Source organism: Streptomyces kanamyceticus, assembly GCF_008704495.1.
GTDB classification, from domain to species: Bacteria; Actinomycetota; Actinomycetes; order Streptomycetales; family Streptomycetaceae; genus Streptomyces; species Streptomyces kanamyceticus.
In genome coordinates this window covers 8,251,617-8,272,775 of the sequence record NZ_CP023699.1, presented here as the reverse complement: position 1 = coordinate 8,272,775, position 21,159 = coordinate 8,251,617, and the positions used below count along the sequence as shown (strand labels likewise).

20 protein-coding genes and 7 tRNA genes are annotated in these 21,159 nt (G+C 72.3%); 11 read left to right on the top strand and 16 right to left on the bottom strand.

Features of this window, described 5'->3' with window-relative positions:
- Positions 1 to 82 precede the first annotated feature (82 nt).
- The 5 genes from CP970_RS36075 to CP970_RS36055 form a co-directional block, all read right to left on the bottom strand.
- Complete coding sequence (locus CP970_RS36075) at positions 83 to 1,495, bottom strand: helix-turn-helix domain-containing protein (protein WP_055543963.1); 1,413 nt, start codon at positions 1,493 to 1,495, stop codon at positions 83 to 85.
- Positions 1,496 to 1,882: 387 nt separating this feature from the next.
- Positions 1,883 to 2,449, bottom strand: a complete 567-nt coding sequence (locus CP970_RS36070; RefSeq protein ID WP_055555750.1) for an HIT family protein — start codon at positions 2,447 to 2,449, stop codon at positions 1,883 to 1,885.
- A 105-nt stretch (positions 2,450 to 2,554) separates the two neighbouring features.
- Positions 2,555 to 4,537, bottom strand: a complete 1,983-nt coding sequence (gene thrS, locus CP970_RS36065; RefSeq protein WP_055555752.1) for a threonine--tRNA ligase — start codon at positions 4,535 to 4,537, stop codon at positions 2,555 to 2,557.
- 156 nt (positions 4,538 to 4,693) lie between these two features.
- On the bottom strand, positions 4,694 to 5,923 hold the full coding sequence (locus CP970_RS36060; RefSeq protein ID WP_150494413.1) for a hypothetical protein: 1,230 nt from the start codon (positions 5,921 to 5,923) through the stop codon (positions 4,694 to 4,696).
- Entirely contained in the window at positions 5,920 to 6,486 is a 567-nt protein-coding gene (locus CP970_RS36055; RefSeq protein WP_055553844.1) for a DUF4365 domain-containing protein, read from the bottom strand. The genes CP970_RS36060 and CP970_RS36055 overlap by 4 nt, the downstream gene beginning before the upstream one ends.
- Positions 6,487 to 6,652: 166 nt before the next feature.
- Between CP970_RS36055 and CP970_RS36050 the strand changes: the two genes are divergently transcribed.
- Positions 6,653 to 7,378 (top strand): 3'-5' exonuclease, encoded by a 726-nt coding sequence (locus CP970_RS36050; RefSeq protein WP_055553841.1) that lies wholly within the window; start codon positions 6,653 to 6,655, stop codon positions 7,376 to 7,378.
- Positions 7,379 to 7,464: 86 nt separating this feature from the next.
- Here CP970_RS36050 and CP970_RS36045 read toward each other — a convergent pair.
- Positions 7,465 to 7,536: transfer RNA gene (locus tag CP970_RS36045), tRNA-Val, on the bottom strand.
- Positions 7,537 to 7,575: 39 nt separating this feature from the next.
- Positions 7,576 to 8,022, bottom strand: coding sequence for an SRPBCC family protein (locus CP970_RS36040; RefSeq protein WP_055553839.1), 447 nt, complete (start codon positions 8,020 to 8,022; stop codon positions 7,576 to 7,578).
- 83 nt (positions 8,023 to 8,105) lie between these two features.
- On the opposite strand from CP970_RS36040, the gene CP970_RS36035 reads away from it, so the two are divergent.
- Complete coding sequence (locus CP970_RS36035) at positions 8,106 to 10,496, top strand: SCO7613 C-terminal domain-containing membrane protein (RefSeq protein ID WP_055553837.1); 2,391 nt, start codon at positions 8,106 to 8,108, stop codon at positions 10,494 to 10,496.
- A gap of 126 nt (positions 10,497 to 10,622) precedes the next feature.
- Here the strand turns inward: CP970_RS36035 and CP970_RS36030 are convergent.
- A tRNA-Val gene (locus tag CP970_RS36030) sits at positions 10,623 to 10,694 on the bottom strand.
- 66 nt (positions 10,695 to 10,760) lie between these two features.
- Positions 10,761 to 11,216: a TIGR02611 family protein gene (locus tag CP970_RS36025; RefSeq protein ID WP_055553835.1), complete on the bottom strand. Its 456-nt coding sequence runs from the start codon at positions 11,214 to 11,216 to the stop codon at positions 10,761 to 10,763.
- A 191-nt stretch (positions 11,217 to 11,407) separates the two neighbouring features.
- Here CP970_RS36025 and CP970_RS36020 point away from each other — a divergent pair, with 191 nt between their 5' ends.
- Positions 11,408 to 11,821, top strand: coding sequence for an SsgA family sporulation/cell division regulator (locus tag CP970_RS36020; RefSeq protein WP_003959770.1), 414 nt, complete (start codon positions 11,408 to 11,410; stop codon positions 11,819 to 11,821).
- Between the two features lie 232 nt (positions 11,822 to 12,053).
- Positions 12,054 to 12,611 (top strand): CGNR zinc finger domain-containing protein, encoded by a 558-nt coding sequence (locus CP970_RS36015; RefSeq protein ID WP_055553833.1) that lies wholly within the window; start codon positions 12,054 to 12,056, stop codon positions 12,609 to 12,611.
- A 23-nt stretch (positions 12,612 to 12,634) separates the two neighbouring features.
- Here CP970_RS36015 and CP970_RS36010 read toward each other — a convergent pair whose 3' ends face one another.
- A complete protein-coding gene (locus CP970_RS36010; RefSeq protein ID WP_079043896.1) occupies positions 12,635 to 12,853 on the bottom strand; it encodes a hypothetical protein in 219 nt (72 codons plus the stop codon).
- Positions 12,854 to 13,037: 184 nt separating this feature from the next.
- Between CP970_RS36010 and CP970_RS36005 the strand changes: the two genes are divergently transcribed.
- Entirely contained in the window at positions 13,038 to 14,606 is a 1,569-nt protein-coding gene (locus tag CP970_RS36005) for a DUF4874 domain-containing protein (protein ID WP_055553831.1), read from the top strand.
- 470 nt (positions 14,607 to 15,076) lie between these two features.
- On the opposite strand, the gene CP970_RS36000 is transcribed toward CP970_RS36005, so the two are convergent.
- Positions 15,077 to 15,520, bottom strand: coding sequence for a hypothetical protein (locus CP970_RS36000; RefSeq protein ID WP_055556834.1), 444 nt, complete (start codon positions 15,518 to 15,520; stop codon positions 15,077 to 15,079).
- Positions 15,521 to 15,708: 188 nt separating this feature from the next.
- On the opposite strand from CP970_RS36000, the gene CP970_RS35995 reads away from it, so the two are divergent.
- Positions 15,709 to 16,221: a DsbA family protein gene (locus tag CP970_RS35995; protein ID WP_191094992.1), complete on the top strand. Its 513-nt coding sequence runs from the start codon at positions 15,709 to 15,711 to the stop codon at positions 16,219 to 16,221.
- On the opposite strand, the gene CP970_RS35990 is transcribed toward CP970_RS35995, so the two are convergent.
- From CP970_RS35990 to CP970_RS35980, 3 genes are read right to left on the bottom strand one after another with little or no spacing between them, the layout of a single operon-like run.
- Positions 16,218 to 17,042 (bottom strand): GNAT family N-acetyltransferase, encoded by an 825-nt coding sequence (locus CP970_RS35990; RefSeq protein ID WP_055556830.1) that lies wholly within the window; start codon positions 17,040 to 17,042, stop codon positions 16,218 to 16,220. The genes CP970_RS35995 and CP970_RS35990 overlap by 4 nt on opposite strands.
- A 53-nt stretch (positions 17,043 to 17,095) precedes the next feature.
- Positions 17,096 to 17,917, bottom strand: coding sequence for an aminotransferase class IV (locus tag CP970_RS35985; protein ID WP_055556828.1), 822 nt, complete (start codon positions 17,915 to 17,917; stop codon positions 17,096 to 17,098).
- Positions 17,914 to 18,981 carry a chorismate-binding protein gene (locus CP970_RS35980; protein WP_224058907.1) on the bottom strand — a complete coding sequence of 356 codons (1,068 nt, stop codon included), beginning with the start codon at positions 18,979 to 18,981 and terminating at the stop codon, positions 17,914 to 17,916. The genes CP970_RS35985 and CP970_RS35980 overlap by 4 nt, the downstream gene beginning before the upstream one ends.
- 145 nt (positions 18,982 to 19,126) lie before the next feature.
- Here CP970_RS35980 and CP970_RS35975 point away from each other — a divergent pair.
- From CP970_RS35975 to CP970_RS35955, 5 genes are all read left to right on the top strand, one after another.
- A tRNA-Gly gene (locus CP970_RS35975) sits at positions 19,127 to 19,199 on the top strand.
- Between the two features lie 40 nt (positions 19,200 to 19,239).
- A tRNA-Cys gene (locus CP970_RS35970) sits at positions 19,240 to 19,313 on the top strand.
- Position 19,314: 1 nt separating this feature from the next.
- Positions 19,315 to 19,386, top strand: a tRNA-Val gene (locus tag CP970_RS35965).
- 41 nt (positions 19,387 to 19,427) lie between these two features.
- A tRNA-Val gene (locus tag CP970_RS35960) sits at positions 19,428 to 19,499 on the top strand.
- 29 nt (positions 19,500 to 19,528) lie between these two features.
- A tRNA-Val gene (locus tag CP970_RS35955) sits at positions 19,529 to 19,603 on the top strand.
- Positions 19,604 to 19,650: 47 nt separating this feature from the next.
- Here the strand turns inward: CP970_RS35955 and CP970_RS35950 are convergent.
- Positions 19,651 to 19,974 (bottom strand): TFIIB-type zinc ribbon-containing protein, encoded by a 324-nt coding sequence (locus CP970_RS35950; protein ID WP_150494411.1) that lies wholly within the window; start codon positions 19,972 to 19,974, stop codon positions 19,651 to 19,653.
- 69 nt (positions 19,975 to 20,043) lie between these two features.
- Entirely contained in the window at positions 20,044 to 21,021 is a 978-nt protein-coding gene (locus tag CP970_RS35945) for an aminoglycoside phosphotransferase family protein (protein ID WP_224058906.1), read from the bottom strand.
- Positions 21,022 to 21,159 lie beyond the last annotated feature (138 nt).

Here is a 21,159-nt window from a genome sequence, read left to right as displayed (position 1 = left end):
CGGCCCGGTTCCCCGGTCAATGGATTCCGGGCCCGCGGCACGCCCTGTCAAGAACTGGCAAGCGCGCCGGACCGGCGCCGCCTCACTCCGACACGGCCCGCAGCCGCTCCCGGTACTCCCGGACCTCCGGCAGATCGCCCCAGCGCCCGGCCAGCCTGCTGTGCAGTCCGCGCAACTCGACGGTGACCATGAACTCCCGCGCGCGCACGGCCTCTTCCAGGACCGGCTGCGCCAGGGCGACCGCCGCGACGGGATCACCGGCGCACGCCCAGCTGTCCGCCAGGCGCAGGGTGAGCAGCAGGCGCGTGGAGTGCATCACGGGCGGAAGGAGCGCGTACGACCGGGCGGTGGCCTCGATCGCGCGCCGGGCCACCGCGCGGTCTTCCGTCACCACGGCGAGGTCGCGCAGCGCCCCGCCGATCGCCGACTCCAGGCGCAGCAGCCCCTCCGCGCCCGCGAGCCACGGCGCTTCGAGGAGGTCCCTGTCATCGAGGCGGGCGAACCTGCGCCGCGCCAGGGAGATGTGCTGTCGGCACGCGGCGGCGTCGTGGCTCAGCGCGTGGGCGCGCGCCTGATACAGGTCGGCCAGGGTCGTCATCCAGCGCCGCTTGGCGTCCACCGCCCCGATGGCCTCCGCGTACACGAGCATCGACGCGGCGTCCCCGTCGAGCCGGACGAGGGTCGACATGTCGCTGAGGAGGGTCGCCCTGGCCTCGGCGTCCTGGGCGGCGTCGGCCCACCGCAGGCCGTGCCCGAACCAGGCCATGGCCACGCCGCTCTGCCCGCGCTCCATCCGCAGCCGACCGGCGACCTGGGCGTACTGAGCGGCGAGCCGCAGCTGTCCGTACGGCAGGCGGCCCGTGGAGTTGACCGCTTCGGCCCAGCGGGCCATGCCGCGCAGCAGCCGCTCCACGGTGGTCGCGCACGCGTCGTTGACCCGGACGAACGCCTCGCGGATCAGACAGGCCAGCGCGGCGGTCAGGCCGTGCAGCAGCTCCGCCTCCGCGCCGACCGGCTCGTCGACGCCGCCGCCGGGACCGGTCAGGCCGGTCAGCAGGTCCGCCACCGAGCTCCGGTCGGGCGTGGCGCAGCCCACCCTGCCGTGCAGCGGGCAGGCCAGGCCCTCGGCGGGCAGCCGCGCGGGCCACGGCTGCGTGGTCAGCAGGGCCTCGTCGCCGGGGGTGTCCGCGCCGGGGATCGGGGAGAACAGCGTGGGCGCCGTCAGGAGGAGGCCGGGACCTCGCGGTGACGGGGACGGCGAGGCGAGGGCGGCGGCGAGCCGACCTCCGCTCTCCAGGACGGCGTCGAGCCGGTTCACCAGGTCGAAGGGCGGTTCCCGCAGCCCGCCTTCGAGCCTGCTGATGAAGCTGTGGTGGTACCCCACCCGCCTGCCGAGCTGCAACTGGGTCAGTCCGGCCCGCCGCCGGTGGAAGCGCAGCTGCCGACCGAACTCCACCCACCCCGGGTCAACCGCCTGTGACATGCCGACGGACATGGCCCCTCCCTGGCGCCCCGCCCTGACCGGGCTTTTCCTGAGAGCAGGGTGGCAGGTGAGGTTGCCGCCTCCAACCCTCCTGTCGCACAGGGGTGTTGGCGATATGCAACAGCGCGTCGCCCCTAGGGCCTGTCCGGCGGATCAGGGCGCTGTCGCGGGGTCTGGCACGCGCTCCCCCAAGCTCTCGGCTCCGCTCGAGCAGGGAGGTACCCCCTCCGGCGTTGTCGTCGGTTGCCAACTTCCCCAAGCTCTCGGCTTCGCTCGAGCAGGGGAGGCCCCACTGCGTTGCCGCCCTCCTCCGCCGTGCAGCTGCACGCACCAGACCCCGCTCGTGCCCACCGGACGGGGGGACGCCACCCGAGCGCGCCCTGATCCGCCGGACAGGCCCTAGCCCGCCAGCGCGGGCCAGGCGTCGGCAAGCATCTTGCGGGTGTCGGCGAGCAGCTGCGGCAGCACCTTGGTGTGCCCCACGACCGGCATGAAGTTGGTGTCGCCGCCCCAGCGCGGGACGACGTGCTGGTGCAGGTGCGCGGCGATGCCCGCGCCCGCCACGGTCCCCTGGTTCATGCCGATGTTGAAGCCGTGCGCGCCGGACGCGGTGCGCAGCGCCGTCATGGCCTGCTTGGTGAGCTCGGCGAGCTCGGCCGTCTCCGGGGCCGTCAGGTCCGTGTAGTCGGCGACGTGCCGGTAGGGCACGACCATCAGGTGCCCGCCGTTGTACGGGTAGAGGTTGAGCACCGCGTAGACCTGCTCGCCGCGCGCGATCACCAGGCCGTCCTCGTCGGACTTGGCCGGGATGGAGCAGAAGGGACAGCCGTCGTCGGCTCCTGGTCCCGTGGGTTTGTTCTCGCCCTGGATGTAGGCCATCCGGTGGGGCGTCCACAGGCGCTGGAACGCGTCCTGCGTACCCACTCCGATCTGCTGCTCCGGCTCACTCGTCATGAGGTGCAGCATATGACTTCATCCGTTCGGAGCGAGCCGCCGGGGCGGATGTGCGCGACGGCGCGAGGCCCCCGGGGGAAACTCCCCGGGGGCCTCGGAAGGTCTCTCGGCGCGCGATCAGACCTGGGCGCGGTCCTCGACGGCCTTGGTGATCTTGGCGATCGCCTCGTCGACCGGGATGCCGTTCTCCTGCGAGCCGTCGCGGTAGCGGAAGGAGACGGCGCCGTTGGCCATGTCCTCGTCGCCCGCGATGATCATGAACGGGACCTTGGCCTTCTGGGCGTTGCGGATCTTCTTCTGCATGCGGTCCGACGACGCGTCGACCTCGACGCGCAGCCCCTGCTCCTTCGCCTTGGCGGCGAACTCCTGGAGGTAGGGCACGTGCGCGTCACCGATCGGGATGCAGGTCGCCTGCACCGGGGCAAGCCACACCGGGAAGGCGCCCGCGTAGTGCTCCAGGAGCACCGCGAAGAACCGCTCGATGGAGCCGAAGAGCGCCCGGTGGATCATGACGGGCTGCTGCTTGCTGCCGTCCGACGCGGTGTACTCCAGGCCGAACCGCTTGGGCTGCTGGAAGTCGACCTGGATGGTCGACATCTGCCACGAGCGGCCGATCGCGTCCTTGGCCTGGACGGAGATCTTCGGGCCGTAGTACGCGGCGCCGCCCGGGTCGGGCACCAGCGGCAGGTCCTGCTTGGCGGCCGCCTGGCGCAGCGCCTCGGTGGCCTCCTCCCACTCCGCGTCCTCGCCGATGAACTTGTCGGACTCGGGGTCGCGGGTGGAGAGCTCCAGCTCGAACTCGTTCAGGCCGTAGTCGCGCAGGAGGTCGAGGACGAAGGTGAGCAGCGAGTCGAGCTCGCCCGCCATCTGCTCCTTGGTGCAGTAGATGTGCGAGTCGTCCTGGGTGAAGCCGCGCGAGCGGGTCAGGCCGTGCACCACGCCGGACTTCTCGTAGCGGTAGACCGTGCCGAACTCGAAGAGCCGCAGCGGCAGTTCGCGGTAGGAGCGGCCGCGCGCCTTGAAGATGAGGTTGTGCATCGGGCAGTTCATCGCCTTGAGGCGGTAGTTCTGCTCGTCGAACTCGATGGCCGGGAACATGCCGTCCGCGTAGTTCGGCAGGTGGCCCGAGATCTCGAAGAGGCGCTCCTTGGAGATGTGCGGGGTGTTCACGAACTCGTAGTCCGTGTCCTCGTGCCGCTTGCGGGAGTAGGTCTCCATCTCCTTGCGGATCACGCCGCCCTTGGGGTGGAAGACCGCGAGACCCGGGCCCAGCTCCTCCGGGAAGGAGAAGAGGTCGAGCTCGGCGCCGAGCTTGCGGTGGTCGCGCTTCTCGGCCTCCGCGAGGAACTCCAGGTGCGCCTTCAGCTCGTCCTTCGACGGCCACGCGGTGCCGTAGATGCGCTGGAGCTGCGGGTTCTTCTCGCTGCCCCGCCAGTAGGCGGCGGCGGAGCGCATCAGCTTGAACGCCGGGATGTTCCGGGTGGTGGGCAGGTGGGGACCGCGGCAGAGGTCCTTCCAGCACAGCTCGCCGGTCTTGGCGTCGAGGTTGTCGTAGATCGTCAGCTCGCCGGCGCCCACCTCGGCGTCGGCGCCGTCGGCGGCCTGCGCGGCGTTGCCCTTGAGGCCGATCAGCTCCAGCTTGTACGGCTCGCCCGACAGCTCCTCGCGGGCGTCGTCGTCCGTGGTGACGCGGCGCGAGAACTTCTGGCCGCGCTTCTGGATCTCCTGCATCTTCTTCTCGACGCGCTTGAGGTCCTCGGGCGTGAACGGCTCCGCGACGTCGAAGTCGTAGTAGAAGCCGTCCCGGATGGGCGGGCCGATGCCGAGCTTGGCCTCGGGGAAGAGCTCCTGCACGGCCTGCGCCATGACGTGCGCGGTGGAGTGGCGCAGGATGTTCAGGCCGTCCTCGGAGGAGATCTCGACGGGCTCGATCTCCTCGCCGTCGGCCACGGCGTACGCGAGGTCCCTCAGCTCACCGGCCACGCGCGCGGCGACGATGGTGCGCTCACCGGCGAAGAGCTCGGCCGCCGTAGTGCCCGTCGTCACCACGCGCTCTTCCCGCTCGGAATCGCGTTGGATGATCACACGGACGTCTGACACCGGTCTCTCCTAGCTGAAGGGGGGTGCGGCGCTTCCTGATGCGCGCGCACTAGGGATCGTACCGAGCCGGAGGGGCCCGCCGCGAAACGGATGTCCCCCACCCACCGGAAGCACCCCCTCCGACCGGGCTCCCCTACGGACTGTGCGGCACGCCCTTCAGTCCGTGCCGCACGCCTCCTCGAAGAAGTCCAGGTTCTCCTGGAGCGACTTCATGAGCCGGTCCCGCTCCGCCTCGTCCACCTGCACCGGCACCACGCCGGTCGCCCCGGTGAGCCTGCGGAACCCGCCCCGGCTCTCCAGCCGCCCGTGCACCCGGATCGGCAGCCCGACCAGGTGCGCATGGCCCGCTATGCGGTACGACTCCTCGTCCAGCGTCATCCGTACGTGCGGGACCTCCGCGCCCGCGATCACCCGGACCCGCACCGCGCCGTCACCGCCCGGCGAGGAACGCCGCATCCGCACCACGGCCCCGGTGATCCGCACCGGCACCGACGGCTCGGCGCGCAGGTACCGGGCGCCCGCCGCACGCAGGACGGCCAGGTCGCCCGGCGAGAACTCCACGGGCTCCGCGGGTGCCGCGCACCCCTCGGGCACCCCGGCGCCCGGCGCCCACTCCACCGCGATCCGCGCCCCTTCGGTGCCCCGCACCAGCGCCACGATCGCCTCGGTCAGCTCGTGGCTGACCCCCGCCTCGACCGCTCCGTCGAAGGCGTCCATGCCACCGGTCGCGCGCTGGTAGTCGACGGCCTCCCTGGCGGCGTGAAGGGCTTGGTGCAGCCGGACCGCGAGCGGCCGCCCGGTCAGGACGGGCACGAACGCGGTGAGCTGCCGCCCGCCGGTCGCGGGCCCCACCAGGACGTGCTCCAGGGACGCGGTGGCGGGGCCCCGGTGCCGCGCCCCGTAGTACCCGGCGCGGCCGCGCGCGGCGAGCGCCCCGGCGAGCAGCATCTGCCGCGCGGCGGAGCGCAGTTGCTCCTCGACCGGCCAGGTCGCGGCGCCCGCGGGCCCGGCCGGGACGTCGCGCCACCAGCGGATCTCGTCGCTGGGCACGGCGAGCCCGACGAGCACGTCGCGCGCGGCGGGCGAGGCGCTGCGCGTCAGCGCGACGAGGGCCTCGGCGATCAGGTCCTCGCAGTCGGGGAAGGCCCGGCTCTCCGGTACGAGCAGGCTGACGCCGCCGCCACCGGGTCCCGGCGGCGTCCACCGGGCGTAGCGTCCCGCGGCTCCCCCGCGCCGCTGCCAGCCGTGCCGCAGCAGCAGCGCGCCGAGCACGGCGGGGTCGACGCGGGCGGGCTCGGGCGGGTCCGTCCAGTGGCCCGCGACGGGCGCGGGGTGCGGGCGGACGGGAGGTACCGGCTCGTCGGAGCCGAAGGGGCGGTGCATCACGGTCTCCCTCCCGTACCGACCCGCGTCATGATCTCGCAGAGGGCGCGGTCGTCGAAGATCCGCGAGGTCGGTACGCGCACGGTGGTCCTGCGCCTGCCGGTCACGGGGTGCCCGGCGAGATTGGTCCAGTAGCAGCAGTGCCGCAGGTCGAGCCGGTCGTGCCCGGCCCGCAGCCAGTCGTCCTGCGACCGGGGCACGAGCATCACGACCAGGATCTTGTGCACCGAGACCGGGGTGCGGGCGAGCTTCTCCAGATGCGCGTTGTCGAGCGTGAAGGAGAAGGCGGGCCCCGCCGGGTTCGGCGGTATCTGGTACGTGCACTTGAGCTGGACCTTGATGGTGACCTCGTCGTCGACCGTATGCCCGGGGGCGCTGTGGCTGACGTGCCAGTCGATGCCGTTGTCCGGAAAGGGCTGGGAGAGCGAGCACCCCGCCGCGGCGGCGACGGCGTGCAGATAGCCCACCTGAAGTGTCTCCATGCAGGCGGTGGTGGCGAGTGTGCCGCGCGGCGGTGCGATCCGCTCGGGCAGCAGCCCACCCTGTTCGGGCTGCGCGAGCGCCATGTCCAACAAGCCTTCCGAACCCGGTAGTTCCCCGCTCGGGCCGTCGATGTCAAGGCCCCGTACCTCTGTTGTCTCCGGGCCGCGTACAGCGCAAACGGCCCGGGTATCACCAGCGTGGGCAGTGACTGACGTCATCTGCCGGACATGAACGAGGAGTTGCGTCACCATGACGTGCTGGTACGAGGGCCCCTTGGCCGCATTCGACACGGAGACCACGGGCGTCGACGTCGAGACCGACCGCATCGTGTCGGCCGCCGTCGTCGTCCAGCAGGGCGCGGGAACCCGTCCGCGCATCACCCGCTGGCTGGTGAATCCGGGCGTTCCCGTGCCCGAAGGAGCCACGGCCATCCATGGACTGACGGAGGATCACCTGCAGCGCAACGGCCGCTGGCCCGCGCCGGTGATGGAGGAGATAGCCCGCGATCTGGCCGAGCAGGGCGCGGCGGGCCGGCCGATCGTGGTGATGAACGCGCCGTTCGACCTGACCATCCTGGACCGGGAGTTGCGCAGGCACCGCGCCTCGTCCCTGGGCCGCTACGTGGAGGGATCGCCGCTCTGCGTGGTCGATCCCCGGGTCCTCGACAAACACCTGGACCGCTACCGCAAGGGCCGCCGCACGCTCACGGACCTGTGCGCGCACTACGAGGTGGAGCTCTCGGACGCGCACGACGCGGCGGCGGACGCGCAGGCCGCACTGGACGTCGTACGCGCGGTGGGGCGGCGTTTCGCGTCCCGCCTCGAGCGGCTCTCACCGGCCGAACTGCACTCGCTGCAGGCCGTCTGGCACGCGGCCCAGGCGCGCGGCCTCCAGGCGTGGTTCGCCAAGAGCGGCACGCCCGAAGCGGTGGATCCGGCCTGGCCGCTGCGGCCCGAGCTCCCCGCGGCGGCGTGACCACCGGGCCGTACGAACTGATCGGGGCAAGAAAAAAGGGGCAAGAAAAAACCGGTCCGTCTGCTGACGGACCGGCATTCTCCGGGTGGGCGATACTGGGTTCGAACCAGTGACCTCTTCGGTGTGAACGAAGCGCTCTCCCACTGAGCTAATCGCCCGGGAACGCACTGAACAATACAGGTCCGATCGCCGTTCCTTCAAACCGCTCCCAGGTACGCCGTCAGACCTCGCCGGCCCGCCCTCATCATCAGCGCGTGGTTGAGCAGGAACACGGGTCTTCCGGGCACGGCGAGGCGCCGCATCAGCGGCCTGCGCACCTCGACCTCCTGGTCGTAGACGGCGCGCGTTCCGCCGGGCCCACCCCCGACCGTCCAGCGCGCCCAGCCGTCCAGATCCCCCGTCATGGCGATCTCCAGGACCCCGGCCCCGGGATCACGGCGCCGCTCCTCGGCGGTGACGACCAAGTCGTACGGCAGGAAGGACCGGAAGCGCGCGACGCCGCTGCGCCCGTCGACCGGCGTCACCTCGCGCACCTGCGGCCACCACAGCGGATACTCCTCTACCCGTTCGAGGACGGCATAGACGTCCGCGGGTGCGCGGGGCAGATCCCAGACGCTGCGGAAGCGGTAGCGGCACCAGTCCATGACAGCAGTCTGCCCGGATCTGAGTACGTCCTGAGTATCCGCACCGATGTCGTGCGGCGTGGCGCGGGCCACACTCACCTGACATGACGAACCTTCCGCCACCGGCCGAGGAGCTCCGCATCCTCGACTGGGAGTTGCGCCAACTGGAGGCGCGCAGGTCGCAGTTGCTGCAGCGCCGGGCCTGGTTGCTCGGCGCCCTGCGCGCGGCGGGCCCGGCCGGGGAGCCCCCTCACCCGGCCGGCCCGCCCGCATCCGAGGCCACCCCGCCGAGCGTGCAGAACGTGCTGCTCGCCCTCGGCGGCGTGCTCCTGACCATCGCGGCGATCGCCTTCACGGTGGTCAGCTGGGGTCACTTGGGCATCGGCGGCCGCAGTGCGGTGCTCGGCGCGGTGACCCTCACCGCGCTCGGCGTGCCCGCGGTGCTGCTGTCGAGGAAGCTTCGCTCGACGGCCGAGACGGTGGCCGCCCTCGGCATGGCCCTGACCGTGCTCGACGCGTACGCGCTGCGTCATCTGGCGCTGGCCGATGTGGACGCCCTCGGCTTCGCGGCGGTCACCTCCGCACTGCTCGCCGCGGTGTGGGCGGGGTACGGACTGCTCCTCGGCGCGCTGCGCCTGCCGCCGCCGACGGCCGTGGCCACGGCCCAACTCCCGCTGATCCTCTGGGCGGGGGCCGCGGGCGCGGGCACGCACACGATGACGGCCGCGCTCCTGGTGACGGCGGCCTTCGACACCGCGCTCGCGCTGTGGGCGTCCGCCAGGTCCGTGCGCGTCACCGCCGCGGTCGGCGCCTGCGCGCTCGGGCTGTGGGGTGCGGCGAGCGCGGGCTGGCTGTCCGCGCAGGCCACGGACCCGGCAGGGGCGGCGCGCGCGGGCCTGCTGCTGCTCTTCGCCGCGTCGATCGCCCTGGTGACGGCATGGCGCTCGGGCCGCGCGGAGGCCGCGACCGGCGCCGCGTGCGCGGCCGGTCTGCTCGTGGTGGCCGCGTCCGGCGGAGTGCTGCGGACGGCGCTGCCCGCCGCGTGGGCGGTTCCGGCCCATCTGGCGTGCGGCATCGCGTTGTTGGCGGTCCTGCGCACCGCTCTTCCGTGGCCCGTGCGGCGCGGAATCGCCGGGGCGTCGGCCGCGGTGCAGGCGATCGCGGTGCTGTGGGCGGTGCCCGTCGCCGCCCTCGCGCTGCTCGGCCCCGTCGGCTGGGCCACCAGGGCCTGGTCGGGCGCGCCTTCGGACGCCAGGGACGCCCTGCTCGTCGCACTCCCCACGGCCCATCCGCTCCTGGCCCCGCTGGTGCTTGCCTCCGTCGCCGCGGTGTGCGCGGTCTCGGCGGGCCGGATCGGCGGCGCGGGGCAGCGCGCGGCCCGGTACGGCGCGGGGATCCTCGCCTGGTCCGCCGCGCTCGCGCTGCCGCCCGCGCTCGCCCTTCCGTACGCGGCGGGGGTGTCGGTCCACCTCCTGCTGACGGCGGCCGCGCTGATTTTCGCCGTGCGCGCCCGCTCGGCCGTCACGGCGCTGGCCGCGTCGGCCCTGGCACTCGCGTCCTCGGTGAGCGTCGCGTTCCTCTCCCTGGCCACCACGGCGGCGACCCTGGGCACGCTCGCCTTCCTGACGACGGCGTTCCTCGCCGCCTGCGTGGGCCTGACGCGGCGCGCGGAGCCCGCCCCCGGCGCCGCGGCCCTCGCCGTCTGCGCCACCCTCACCCACGCCACGGCGCTCGCCTGCGCCGTGGGCGCCTCCTGGGGACTGCGCGCGGAGCACACCGGTCTGCTGGCCCTCGCCGTGCCCGCGCTCGCGGCGCTCGTCGCGGCCCGCGTCGGCAGCCATCCGCTGGCCCTGCCCGTCGAGATCATGGCGGCCGCGTCGGGCGCGCTCGCCATCAGCCTCACCGCGCCGCACGCCCCGACCCTGGCACTGGCCCTCGGGCTCGGCGGGCTCATCGCTTCGAGCACGGCGCTGCGCGCGGAGCGCCGCTCCGTCGGGTACGCGGCCGCGGTCCTGCTGGTCCTGGCTAGCTGGGTCCGCCTCGCCTCCTGGGACGTGGCGACACCGGAGGCGTACGCCCTGCCCGTCACCGTCCCCGCGCTGTTCATCGGCGCGCTGCGACGGCGCCGCGACCCGGAGGTCTCCTCCTGGGCGGCGTACGGTCCGGGGCTCGCCGCGACGCTGCTGCCGAGCCTCGCCGCGGCCTGGGGCGATCTCCACTGGCACCGCCCGCTGCTGCTCGGCCTCGCGGCGCTCGCGGTCACGCTCGTCGGCGCCCGGTACCGGCTGCGGGCACCGCTGGTCATCGGCGGCGCGGTCCTCGCGCTCGCCGCGCTGCACGAACTGGCGCCGTACCTCGTCCAGGCCGTGGGTGTCCTGCCCCGCTGGCTGCCGCCCGCCCTCGCGGGTCTGCTGCTGCTCGCGCTCGGCGCCACCTACGAGCAACGCCTGCGCGACGCACGACGGTTCCGGAATGTACTGAACCGAATGCACTGAATGCGCAGGGCGACTTCGCGCGGGACCGCCGCGGAACCGCGTATGTGGACCCGTCAATTCCCGTGAAAGGCAAGGGAATACGAGAACGGCCCGGAGGCTCTAAGGCCTCCGGGCCGTAATCCGGGGTGGGCGATACTGGGTTCGAACCAGTGACCTCTTCGGTGTGAACGAAGCGCTCTCCCACTGAGCTAATCGCCCCGGGCGCAGAGAGAACATTACCGCATGTCAGCGGGTGCCTCCGACCGCCTCGGAGTCACCCGCGGGTCACTCCTTGATCTTCCACGGCATGGTGATGCCGAACTTCCACACATAGATGCCGACGAGCACCGCCACGATGACGAGACCGATCGTCGTCAAGATGATGTTGCGGCGGCGCACCTTGGGGTCGAGCGCACGCTGCGCGGCCTCGGTGACCTTGCGCTTGGTCCAGCGGAGCACCAGCTGGGCCCAGACGAACTCGGTCGCCCAGATCGCCATGCCGCCGAAGATCACCAGCCATCCCGGACCCGGCAGCGGGAGCATGATGATGCCCGCGACGACCACCGCGAGACCCACGATGAAGACGCCGACCTGCCAGCTGAGGTGCAGCGCCCTGCGCGACTGGATGTACTGCGGCGCCCGCGATCCGAGCGGCTGCTCGGCCTTCGCGTCCAACTGCTCGCCCACTGACGCGACGGTCGGTTCCGCGACCTTCGCAGGCTCGTTACTCCCCGTATTCATGCAGCCAAACCTTACCGGACGGAAACCCATCACCGGAATGGGTGCACACCCGGAAGGGACAACCCGCCATACGAGCTACCTAAAGACACGCAAAACCCTCAGAGGGGTTTACAACGGCACCGTAGGTGGCATGTCGATTTCGCCGACGTGCGAATCCCCGAGCGCACACTGAGCGAAAGGCCCTGGCGCTTATGAACACCACGGTCAGCTGCGAGCTGCACCTGCGCCTCGTTGTGTCGAGCGAGTCCTCACTGCCTGTACCCGCAGGACTGCGGTATGACACGGCCGATCCCTATGCCGTGCACGCCACCTTCCACACCGGAGCCGAGGAAACCGTCGAGTGGGTGTTCGCCCGCGACCTCCTCGCCGAGGGCCTGCACCGGCCCACGGGTACCGGCGACGTCCGAGTCTGGCCGTCCCGGAGCCACGGTCAGGGCGTCGTCTGCATCGCCCTGAGCTCTCCGGAGGGTGAGGCTCTGCTCGAGGCCCCGGCGCGGGCCCTGGAGTCCTTCCTGAAGCGAACCGACGCGGCAGTGCCGCCCGGTACCGAACATCGTCACTTCGACCTCGACACGGAGCTCTCGCACATCCTGGCCGAAAGCTAGCGCCAGGCGCTGTCGGGAGCCGCTCGACGCCGTCCGACTCGGGGCGACGGCGCACGGGCGTGCGACGCGACACAACGACACAAGGCGAACAGAGCAGGTACCGGCGCCGTCGCCGCGGATCTTCCGCGACGGCGGCGTCGGTGCGTCCTGACCCGGTGCGTCCCGGGAGGAAGCCGCTAGCATCGGCCAGCACCGGCGGGCGCACGCCCGCCCCCAGGCCAGGGAGCGCATCGTGCTGATCACCCATGACACCCGGTGTTCGCTGGACGCCGTGGTCGATCTGGTGAACACCACACCGGAGGAGGACGGCGCCGACGGACTCGCCCACGTGGCAGCGCTGAGTGACTTCGTACGAACCCACAACGTGAGCGACGTCGGGGTGCTCTCGGAGCGTGACCTCGCCGATGTGCGCCAGGTGCGGGCCCGGTTCGCCGAGGTCTTCGCGGACCCCGAGCCTCGGGCCACCGCCGCGATCATCAACGAGCTGATCGCGGCGGCGGGCACCACGCCCCGGCTCACCGACCACGACGGCTACGACTGGCACGTCCACTACTTCGCGCCCGGCGCCTCCGTCGCCGACCACCTGGCGGCCGACTGCGGGATGGCGCTCGCCTTCTTCGTGGTCGCCGGGGAACAGGACCGGCTGCGGCGCTGCGAGGCGCCCGACTGCCGACGCGCCTTCGTCGACCTCTCCCGCAACCGGTCCCGGCGCTACTGCGACAGCCGCACCTGCGGAAACCGCCTGCACGTCGCCGCCTACCGGGCCCGCCGCAAGGAAGCCGCGGGCTAGCCACGGCGTAGCCGCCGCGGCGGCTACAGCAAGAACAGGTCGTGCAGCGAAGCCATCAGGATCAGAGTGCCGATCACCGCCAGAAAGATCATCAAAGGTGGTTGGGAGAGGGCGAAGAGACAGCCCTGCCGCTCTTCGTCGGTGGCCCGCCACTCATCGTCGGTGACTCGTCGCTCATGTGCCGAAGCCGATCGCCGTCCGTCGTCCGGCGGGGCGGCATCGCCCTGTGTGGTGTCCAGCATCTCGCGGTGATGATGACGCAGGTGGCGCACCCCCGCCGACCAACACGCCCGGATTGGACAGGAGTTCGCCCCAACCCGTGAACGGGCGAAAGTCCAGCGCCCGGTGCGTTCCGTCCATGGCTGCGGACCCCCGCGCCTCGCGAGACTCCCCGATATCGCCCGCACTCGAACGAGGGAGCCGACCATGGCCATGGAACGCAGACGGCTGTTGACGACCGCGCTCGGCACGGCCGCCGTGGCGGCCGTGCCGCTCGGACCCGCCGCGGCCGCCCCGGCCGCCCCGGCCGCCCCGAGGACCACGGGCTCCTGGACGACCGTCCAGCACCGCGGGATCCGCCCGGACGATCCGGAAGGACGCGCCCCGCTCGCCAATCCACGCCGGGGATTCCGCTACGAGATGTCGTACAACGCCCTTGATCTGACGAGCCCTTGGCCGAACGAACAGGACCACTCCCCCGACGTCACCAAGACGCTCGAACTCCTGGAGCGCGAGTACGGCGCGGGCGCGAACCTGACCCAGCTGTACTTCTACCTCTGGGACTTCGCGACCTCCGAGATCCCCGCGGGCGCGCTCGCCAACATCGAGCGCGTCCTGCGGGGACTGCGCAGCAAGGGGTACGCGGCGGTCCTGCGCTTCGTGTACGACGACGGGGTGCGCGAGAACCGGCGCTACACCGTGCGGGACATCCAGCGCCACATAGGGCAGTTGGCGCCGCTGGTCGCCCGCAACAGCGATGTCGTCGCGGTCTGGCAGGCGGGGTTCCTCGGCACCTGGGGCGAGTGGCACGGGAGCCACTACGGGCACGAGACCTACCCCGACGCCGTCACCGCCATCATGACCACACTGGTCGAGGCGCTGCCGCCCGGCATGCACACCCAGGTCAGATACGCCGAGAAGCGCGACATGATCACCAACAGGGCGATCCTTGACCGGGTCGGCTTCCACAACGACTACGTGACCCTGGGCGAGGGACTCTGGGACTACTACGTTCCCGACAACCCCGGCTGGCCGCGCTATCTCCAGGTCTCGCAGACGGGGATGATGGACGGCGAGATGCCCTGGGACAAGGGGCAGAGCGCCGATCCGTACGCGTGGAGCACCGTGATTCCCGGGATCCCCGCCGCGCGCCGCCTCCAGACGCTCCGCTTCGACAGCCTCTCCCTGGTGCACAACGCCACGGTGACCGTTCCCGGCTGGAAGGCGGCCGGGCTGACCGAGCGACAGGTGACCGAGGCCCAACTTCCCGTATCCGACGGGTACTTCAGGGACCGCGCGGGGCGCCCCGTGGCCCGCACCCAGTTCGAGTACCTGCGCGACCACCTCGGCTACCGGGTGGAGGTGCGCGAAGAGCGGCACGACGTGTCGGCGCTGCGGCGGAGCGGGCGGCTGCCGGTGGAGGTGGACGTGGTCAACCGCGGGTTCGCCGCGCCGAAGCACCCCCGTCCCGTACGTCTGGTGCTGCTCGACGCGGCGGGGCGGACGGTGGCCTCGGCCGACACCGGTGCCGACTGGCGCGGGTGGCAGCCGCAGGGGCGCGCGGAGACCGGCGACGACCACGCGGCGCCCGCCGTCACCACGGTGCGCGCGGCGCTCGACGTGCCGAAGGGAGCACGGGGCCCGCACCGCATCGCTCTCGCCCTGCCCGATCCGGCCTTTCCCGGGCGCGGGCGCGCCGTGCGGTGCGCGAACGCCTCGACGGCGTGGGTCGACGGGGTGAACGTCCTGGCGCAGGTGCGCATCGGCGCGCGCTGAGCCGTGACGCGGCTGGCGTGACTCAGTGGGCGTGGCTCGGTCGGCGTGACTCAGCTGGCGTGACTCGGTCGGCGCGGCTCAGCTGGCGTGACTCGGTCGGCGCGGCTCAGCTGGCGTGACTCGGTCGGCGTGACTCGGTCGGCGTGACTCAGCTGGCGTGACTCGGTCGGCGTGACTCAGCTGGCGTGACTCGGTCGGCGCGGCTCAGCTGGCGTGACTCGGTCGGCGCGGCTCAGCTGGCGTGACTCGGTCGGCGCGGCTCAGCTGGCGTGACTCGGTCGGCGCGGCTCAGCTGGCGTGACTCGGTCGGCGTGACTCAGCTGGCGTGACTCGGTCGGCGTGACTCGGTCGGCGTGACTCGGTCGGCGTGACTCAGCTGACGTGACTCGGTCAGCGTGACTCGGTCAGCGTGACTCGGTCAGCGCGGCTCAGCTGGCGTGACTCGGTCAGCGCGGCTCAGCCGGCGTGGCTCAGATGCCGTGCTTCTTCAGGATCGCCTCGATGTCGCTGAAATCCTCCCCGGCCCCGGCGGCCTTCGGCTTGACCGCGGGCTGGGCGGCCGGGCGGGCCGCGCCGCCGAGCGAGGGCGCGGACGCGGCGGGGGCCACCGCCTCGCGCTGGGCGGCCTTCGCGGCCTTCCGCTCCTTGCGGGTCCCTCCCGTGCGGCGCTCGATCGCACGGGTCGTCATGAAGCCGAGCCAGGCCACGCCGAGCACGCCGAAGCCCACCCACGCCTTCAGGCTGAACGCGGTGTCGGCCGCCCACCCCACGACACCCGTGAGCACCAGGCCCACCGGGACCAGGGAGTACGCGGCGAGCCGCGCCGCGGACAGGAAGCGCTTGCGGTAGGCCGTGACCGCGGCGATACCCAGCCCTGCCGCGGATACGGCGGAACAGACGGTCTCGGCAATCATCCGGTCCTCCAGGCATACAGGCGTACGTAGGGATATGACGCTGTCGTCCCTTCCATCCTGCACCGAGTGGCCCCCGCGGAGCCACGTCCGGGGCGGACCCGGGGAACATCTCCGGGTCATTTCCGGGTCGGGCCTCCTCCGCAGGTCCCGGTTGGGCGGCTCCCGCACGGGCTGGAAGACTGGGCCCCATGAGCGACTCCTCCCCCGCCCGCCCCGTCGTCATCGACGTCTGGTGCGAGCTGCAGTGCCCCGACTGCCGTACCGCCCTCGACGACGTGCGCGCCCTGCGCGCCCGCTACGGCGACCGCGTCGAGCTGCGCCTGCGCCACTTCCCCCTCGAGAAGCACAAGCACTCTTTCGCCGCGGCGCAGGCCGCCGAGGAGGCTCTTGAGCAGGGGAAGGGCTGGCCGTACGTCGAGGCGGTGCTCGACCGGGTCGAGGATCTTGACCGCGCGGGCGAGCCGATCCTGGTCGACGTCGCCCGTGAACTGGGCCTGGACGCCGAGGAGTTGGACACCGCCCTGGTCGACGGCAGGCACATCCTGATCGTCGACGCCGACCAGGCTGAGGGCAAGGCGATCGGCGTCACCGGCACCCCGACGTACGTCGTCGACGGCGAGCGCCTCGACGGCGGCAAGAGCCAGGAGGGGCTGCGCGAGCGCGTCGAGGAGATCGCCGACCGGCTGCTCGGCGACGCCTAGAGCAGGTGCTTGTAGAGGTAGTACGAGGTCGGTTCGTAGCCGAGTGACTCGTACAGCCGCAGGGCCGGGGTGTTGCCCGCGAAGACGTTGAGTTCGAGGCGGTCCCGGCCCGCCGCGCGGGTCCGCGCCTCGGCGCACAGCATCAGGGAGCGCCCGTGGCCCTGGCCCCTGTGCTCCTCCCCGACCTCGATGTTGCAGACGAACGGCTCGCCGTCGATCGTGCCGAGCCACAGCGTGCCCACCCTGACGCCCCGGTGGGTCAGGACGCCCAGCCAGGCGCCCGGTGTCGCCAGGCCCTCGGGAAGGTTGCGCGCGTGGTCGGCCGCGGCCTTGGCGCGGGCCTCCGTCTCGGGCACACCGCGCTCGACCCAGTCGCGCGTGTAGCCCGCCTCCTTGTGCGCGAGCCACGGCCCGTACTCGTCCTCGGTCATCGACCGCCACGCCACCCCGTCGGGCAGCGCGGGCACGTCGCCGGTCAGCGACTTCGCCATCTGACGGTTGCGCTCGACGTATCCGAGCGCCGTGGCGAGGCGCAGCGCCCCTACGGCATCGGCGGGGACCGTCGCCTCGATGCGGCGGCAGCCCCAGCCGCGCGCCACCTCCTCGGCGGCGAGCGCGGCGACGGTGGCGCGCCCGCGCCCACGGTCGGGCTCGTCGATCCGCAGGTCCTTGACCTGGCAGACCTCGGGTCCGAAGACCGGATGGGTGGCCAGGGCTATCGAGCCCACAGGGCGGCTGTTCACACAGACGTCGTACGTGCGCGATCGCGCGCCGTCGGCGCCTTGTTTGAGCGGCGCTGTGGGCCGCAGGGTCGTGGTCATCACAGAGGTTCTACCCACCCCGCGGCCCGGTCGTCACCGGGATTCGAGCGGGCTCACGGATCCAGGTCGTCCGCGGCCCGCTCGGCGAAGACGCGCATCGCCTTGGCGGTCACCGGTCCTGGGGCGCCGGGCAGTTGGCGCCCGTCCACGCGGTGCACGCCCTGCACGTCGCGCAGCGTCGAGGTCAGGAAGACCTCGTCGGCGCGCGCCAGGACGTCCAGCGGCAGCTCGGTCTCGCGCGCACCCGTCCACTGGACGGTCAGCTCGCGGGTGATGCCCGCCAGACACCCGGAGGCGAGCGACGGGGTGTGGATCTCGCCGTCGAGGACGACGAAGACGTTGGTGCCCGTGCCTTCGCACAGCTGCCCGACGGTGTTGCCGAACAGCGCTTCGGACGCGCCCTGTTCGCGGGCGCGGGCGAGAGCGACGACGTTCTCCGCGTACGACGTGGTCTTCAGGCCGGTCAGCGCGCCGCGTTCGTTGCGGGCCCACGGCACGGTGATCACCGCCGTGGAGGCGGCGGGTTCGGCGGCGTCGGCGAGGGCCACGACGAGGGTGGTGCCCTGGTCGCCGCGGTCCGAGCCGAGCGGCGAGATGCCTCCGGTGTAGGTGATCCGCAGCCGGCCGAGCGCCAGCGGGTTGGCCGCCAGGACGGCGGCGCAGGCGCGGCGCACCTCGTCGAGGTCAGGGGCGGGCAGCCCGAGGCCGCGCGCCGACCCGGCGAGCCTGGTCAGGTGCCGGGTCAGCGCGAAGGGCCGCCCCGCCACGGACTTCACCGTCTCGAAGACGCCGTCGCCCACCGTGAGCCCGTGGTCGAGCACGGAGACACGGGCGTCGTCGATGTCCTGCAGCCCGTCATTGAGCCAGATCTTCACGTCGGGGTTCCTCCACTCGCTTCGTACGCGCCCGACGCTACCGCCAGGAGCCGCTCGGCCTTCAGCTCGGTCTCCCGCCACTCCCCCTCGGGGTCCGAGCCCCAGGTGATCCCGGCTCCGGTGCCGAAGCGCAGGACGCCGTCGGCGCGGTCGATCCAGAAGGTGCGGATGCCGACCGCGAGCTCCCCGGTGCCCCGGTCGGCGTCGACCCAGCCGATGCCGCCGCAGTAGGGGCCGCGCGGCGCCGTCTCCAGCTCGTCGATGATCCGCAGGGCGCTGGACTTCGGGGCGCCGGTGACGGACCCGGGCGGAAACGTGGCGTCGAACAGCTCGGGCCAGCCCGCGCCGGGACGCAGCTCGCCGTGGACGGTGGAGACGAGATGGACGAGCCCGGGGTGCTTCTCGATCACGCAGAGGTCGGGGACGGTCACCGAACCCGTCGCGCAGACCCGCCCCAGATCGTTGCGGACCAGGTCCACGATCATGACGTTCTCCGCGTAGTCCTTCTCCAGGAGATCCGCCTCGGTACGCCCGGTGCCCTTGATCGGCCCCGACTCCACGGACCGTCCCGCGCGGCGCAGGAAGAGCTCGGGGGACGCGGTGGCTATCTCCACGCCGTGCTCCGGCAGCCGGATCGTTCCGGCGTACGGAGCGGGGTTCCCGCGCGCGAGGAGCGCCGTCAGGGCGTCCACGTCGGCGTCGGGGGCCACCGGCGCCGAGAGGACCCGGCAGAGGTTCGCCTGATAGACCTCACCGGCCGCGATGTACGCCCGCACCCGCCGCACGCCCTCCGTGTACGCGGCGCGGTCCAGGGACGACGTCCAGTCACCGGCCGCGGGGCCGTGCCAGGCGCCGGGGACCGGCGCGGGCACCGGCTCCCTGCGGACGTCGGCGAAGCGGGCGCAGACCAGCTCCCCCTCGAAATCCGCGGACACCGCCCAGAAGCCGGTGGAGTCCAGGGCCGCCGGGTCGCTGGTCACGTCGCGCAGACCGGTGGCCACGAGGGGGCCGAAGCGCGCCAGGGGAGGGAGCGCCGAAGACGATGTCAGAGGGGGGTTGTGCACGGCTGCGAGTCTATGACCGGCGTCCCGGCGGCGCCCTGGACCGGTGACAACGCAGCACGCTGCGCAAACGCGTTTTTGTACTGGCCCAGGAATCCGCTAGAGTTCAACACGTCGCCGGGACGCGCAAGCGGGCCGGGAAAGACAAGCGGACGTAGCTCAGTTGGTAGAGCGCAACCTTGCCAAGGTTGAGGTCGCCAGTTCGAACCTGGTCGTCCGCTCGCAGGAAAGTGGGGGATCTTCCCGAACCCCTACGCTCCTGGTGGAGTGGCCGAGAGGCGAGGCAACGGCCTGCAAAGCCGTCTACACGGGTTCAAATCCCGTCTCCACCTCCAAGGACGATTAGCTCAGCGGGAGAGCGCTTCCCTGACACGGAAGAGGTCACTGGTTCAATCCCAGTATCGTCCACTGGATCTTCTCGAAGGCTTGCCTTCCCGAGGTCTGACCCCGCGCGATTAGCTCAGCGGGAGAGCGCTTCCCTGACACGGAAGAGGTCACTGGTTCAATCCCAGTATCGCGCACGCAGTACGCAGCACACGCAGGTTCACCTGCGCGATTAGCTCAGCGGGAGAGCGCTTCCCTGACACGGAAGAGGTCACTGGTTCAATCCCAGTATCGCGCACCATCCCTACGAAGCCCCGGCCGTTCCCACGGCCGGGGCTTCGTCGTTCCTCAGGACGAGAAGAGCATGTGCCCGAAGCTCTTGTGCCGGCTGTGTCCGCCGTAGTGACCTCCGTGGCCGCCGTGGCCGCCGTGCGGGGCGCCCCACGCGGGAGCCTGGGCCGCGGGGTAGCCCTGGGGGGCCGGAGGCGCGGGGTAGGCCTGGGGGGCCGGGGGCGGCGGGGCCTGCTGGCCGCCCCACTGGGCCTCGAGCCGGGTCAGGGACTCCAGCTCGCCGTAGTCGAGGAATATCCCGCGGCAGCCGTTGCACTGCTCGATCTGGACGCCATTGCGGTTGTACGTGTGCATCGGTGCGTGACACTTGGGGCACTGCATGGACGGCTCAACTCCTCGCCGGTGGTAACTGCTTCGCCGGATTACTGCCCGGCTTCGGTGCGTTGCACCCTACTTCGTGGTCTCGGGCGCCAACTCCGCCGGGCGAGGCGGCATTCGGGACATCCGGTCGCAGGCGTCGACCAGAGCCTGCTCGATCTCGTCCAGGGGGCGGTCGGCCGCGACGGACTTGGTGATCGCCAGGGCCGCGGTCTGCACGGTGAGGGCGCGGGCCGGGACGTCGAGCGCGGGCCAGGGGTCGGCGCCGTCGGCGGGGACCGCGGCGCCGCCCGCCCCTCGGTAGGTGTCCAGGAAGCGCGTCCACTCGTCGGGGGCGAGCAGGCCGCAGGCGTACCAGGCGGCGGGTCTGGCCAGGTCCCACGCGGGGTTGCCGGTGCCCAGGTCGTCCACGTCGATCAGGCGCCAGTGGCCCTCCGGGGTCCGGACCAGCTGGCCGAGGTGGAAGTCGCCGTGGCACAGGAGGTGGGGGCCTGGGGGCGGGGTCTCGGCGCGGGCCCACGGCGGGAGCGCCGCCCAGGCGCGCAGTACCGGGGGTGCGGCGGGGTGCGGGCCTGCCGCGTGCAGCCTGGCCACGGCGTGGGCGGCCTTGGCGGGGCCTCGCATGGGCGGGAGCGGGTGGGGCAGCGTGGTCGGGGGCGGCACGGTGTGCAGGCGGGCCAGGAGGGTGGCAGCCGCTTCCCAAGGGGCCGCGTCGGGGTCGTCTCGGTCGACGGGGGTGCCGTAGGGCCAGAGGGTGACGGGGCGGCCTTGCAGTTCGGTGGGCGTCAGGTGCAGTGGGGGGAGCAGGGTGGTGGCGAGTGTGGGGTGGGCTGCGGTCTGCAGGCGTGCGGTCAGGTCCGTGGGGGGTGTGTCCGGGGCGTGCGCCTTGGCGACGATGGTGCCGTGGCGGATGACTGTGGCGTCGGGGCGGGCTGTGAGTACGGGGGTTGCGCAGTCGCACGGGGTATCGGGGCGGGGGTTGGGGTGGGGGTTGGGGTGGGCGGCGGCGCTGGCCTTCGCGGTCAGGGCGGGCAGGAAGGCGGCGGTCACTGGTCCCCCGGGGGTGGTGCGGTGTCGGGTGCTTTGAGTGAGCGTACGCAGCGGGTTCCTCTGGGCTGGTGTCGCCTTGGGTTCGTCTTGGGGGCGGGGCCGCGGGGGTATGTGCGTACTCGCCATCCCGGGGCGGGG

Coding starts and splice junctions, on each gene's coding strand:
- CP970_RS36075 (WP_055543963.1), bottom strand. CDS start 1,495: ATGTCCGTCGGCATGTCACAGGCGGTTGACCCGGGGTGGGTGGAGTTC.
- CP970_RS36070 (WP_055555750.1), bottom strand. CDS start 2,449: ATGCTGCACCTCATGACGAGTGAGCCGGAGCAGCAGATCGGAGTGGGT.
- CP970_RS36055 (WP_055553844.1), bottom strand. CDS start 6,486: ATGGCGCTCGCGCAGCCCGAACAGGGTGGGCTGCTGCCCGAGCGGATC.
- CP970_RS36050 (WP_055553841.1), top strand. CDS start 6,653: ATGACGTGCTGGTACGAGGGCCCCTTGGCCGCATTCGACACGGAGACC.
- CP970_RS36040 (WP_055553839.1), bottom strand. CDS start 8,022: ATGGACTGGTGCCGCTACCGCTTCCGCAGCGTCTGGGATCTGCCCCGC.
- CP970_RS36035 (WP_055553837.1), top strand. CDS start 8,106: ATGACGAACCTTCCGCCACCGGCCGAGGAGCTCCGCATCCTCGACTGG.
- CP970_RS36025 (WP_055553835.1), bottom strand. CDS start 11,216: ATGAATACGGGGAGTAACGAGCCTGCGAAGGTCGCGGAACCGACCGTC.
- CP970_RS36020 (WP_003959770.1), top strand. CDS start 11,408: ATGAACACCACGGTCAGCTGCGAGCTGCACCTGCGCCTCGTTGTGTCG.
- CP970_RS36010 (WP_079043896.1), bottom strand. CDS start 12,853: ATGCTGGACACCACACAGGGCGATGCCGCCCCGCCGGACGACGGACGG.
- CP970_RS36005 (WP_055553831.1), top strand. CDS start 13,038: ATGGCCATGGAACGCAGACGGCTGTTGACGACCGCGCTCGGCACGGCC.
- CP970_RS36000 (WP_055556834.1), bottom strand. CDS start 15,520: ATGATTGCCGAGACCGTCTGTTCCGCCGTATCCGCGGCAGGGCTGGGT.
- CP970_RS35995 (WP_191094992.1), top strand. CDS start 15,709: ATGAGCGACTCCTCCCCCGCCCGCCCCGTCGTCATCGACGTCTGGTGC.
- CP970_RS35990 (WP_055556830.1), bottom strand. CDS start 17,042: ATGACCACGACCCTGCGGCCCACAGCGCCGCTCAAACAAGGCGCCGAC.
- CP970_RS35950 (WP_150494411.1), bottom strand. CDS start 19,974: ATGCAGTGCCCCAAGTGTCACGCACCGATGCACACGTACAACCGCAAT.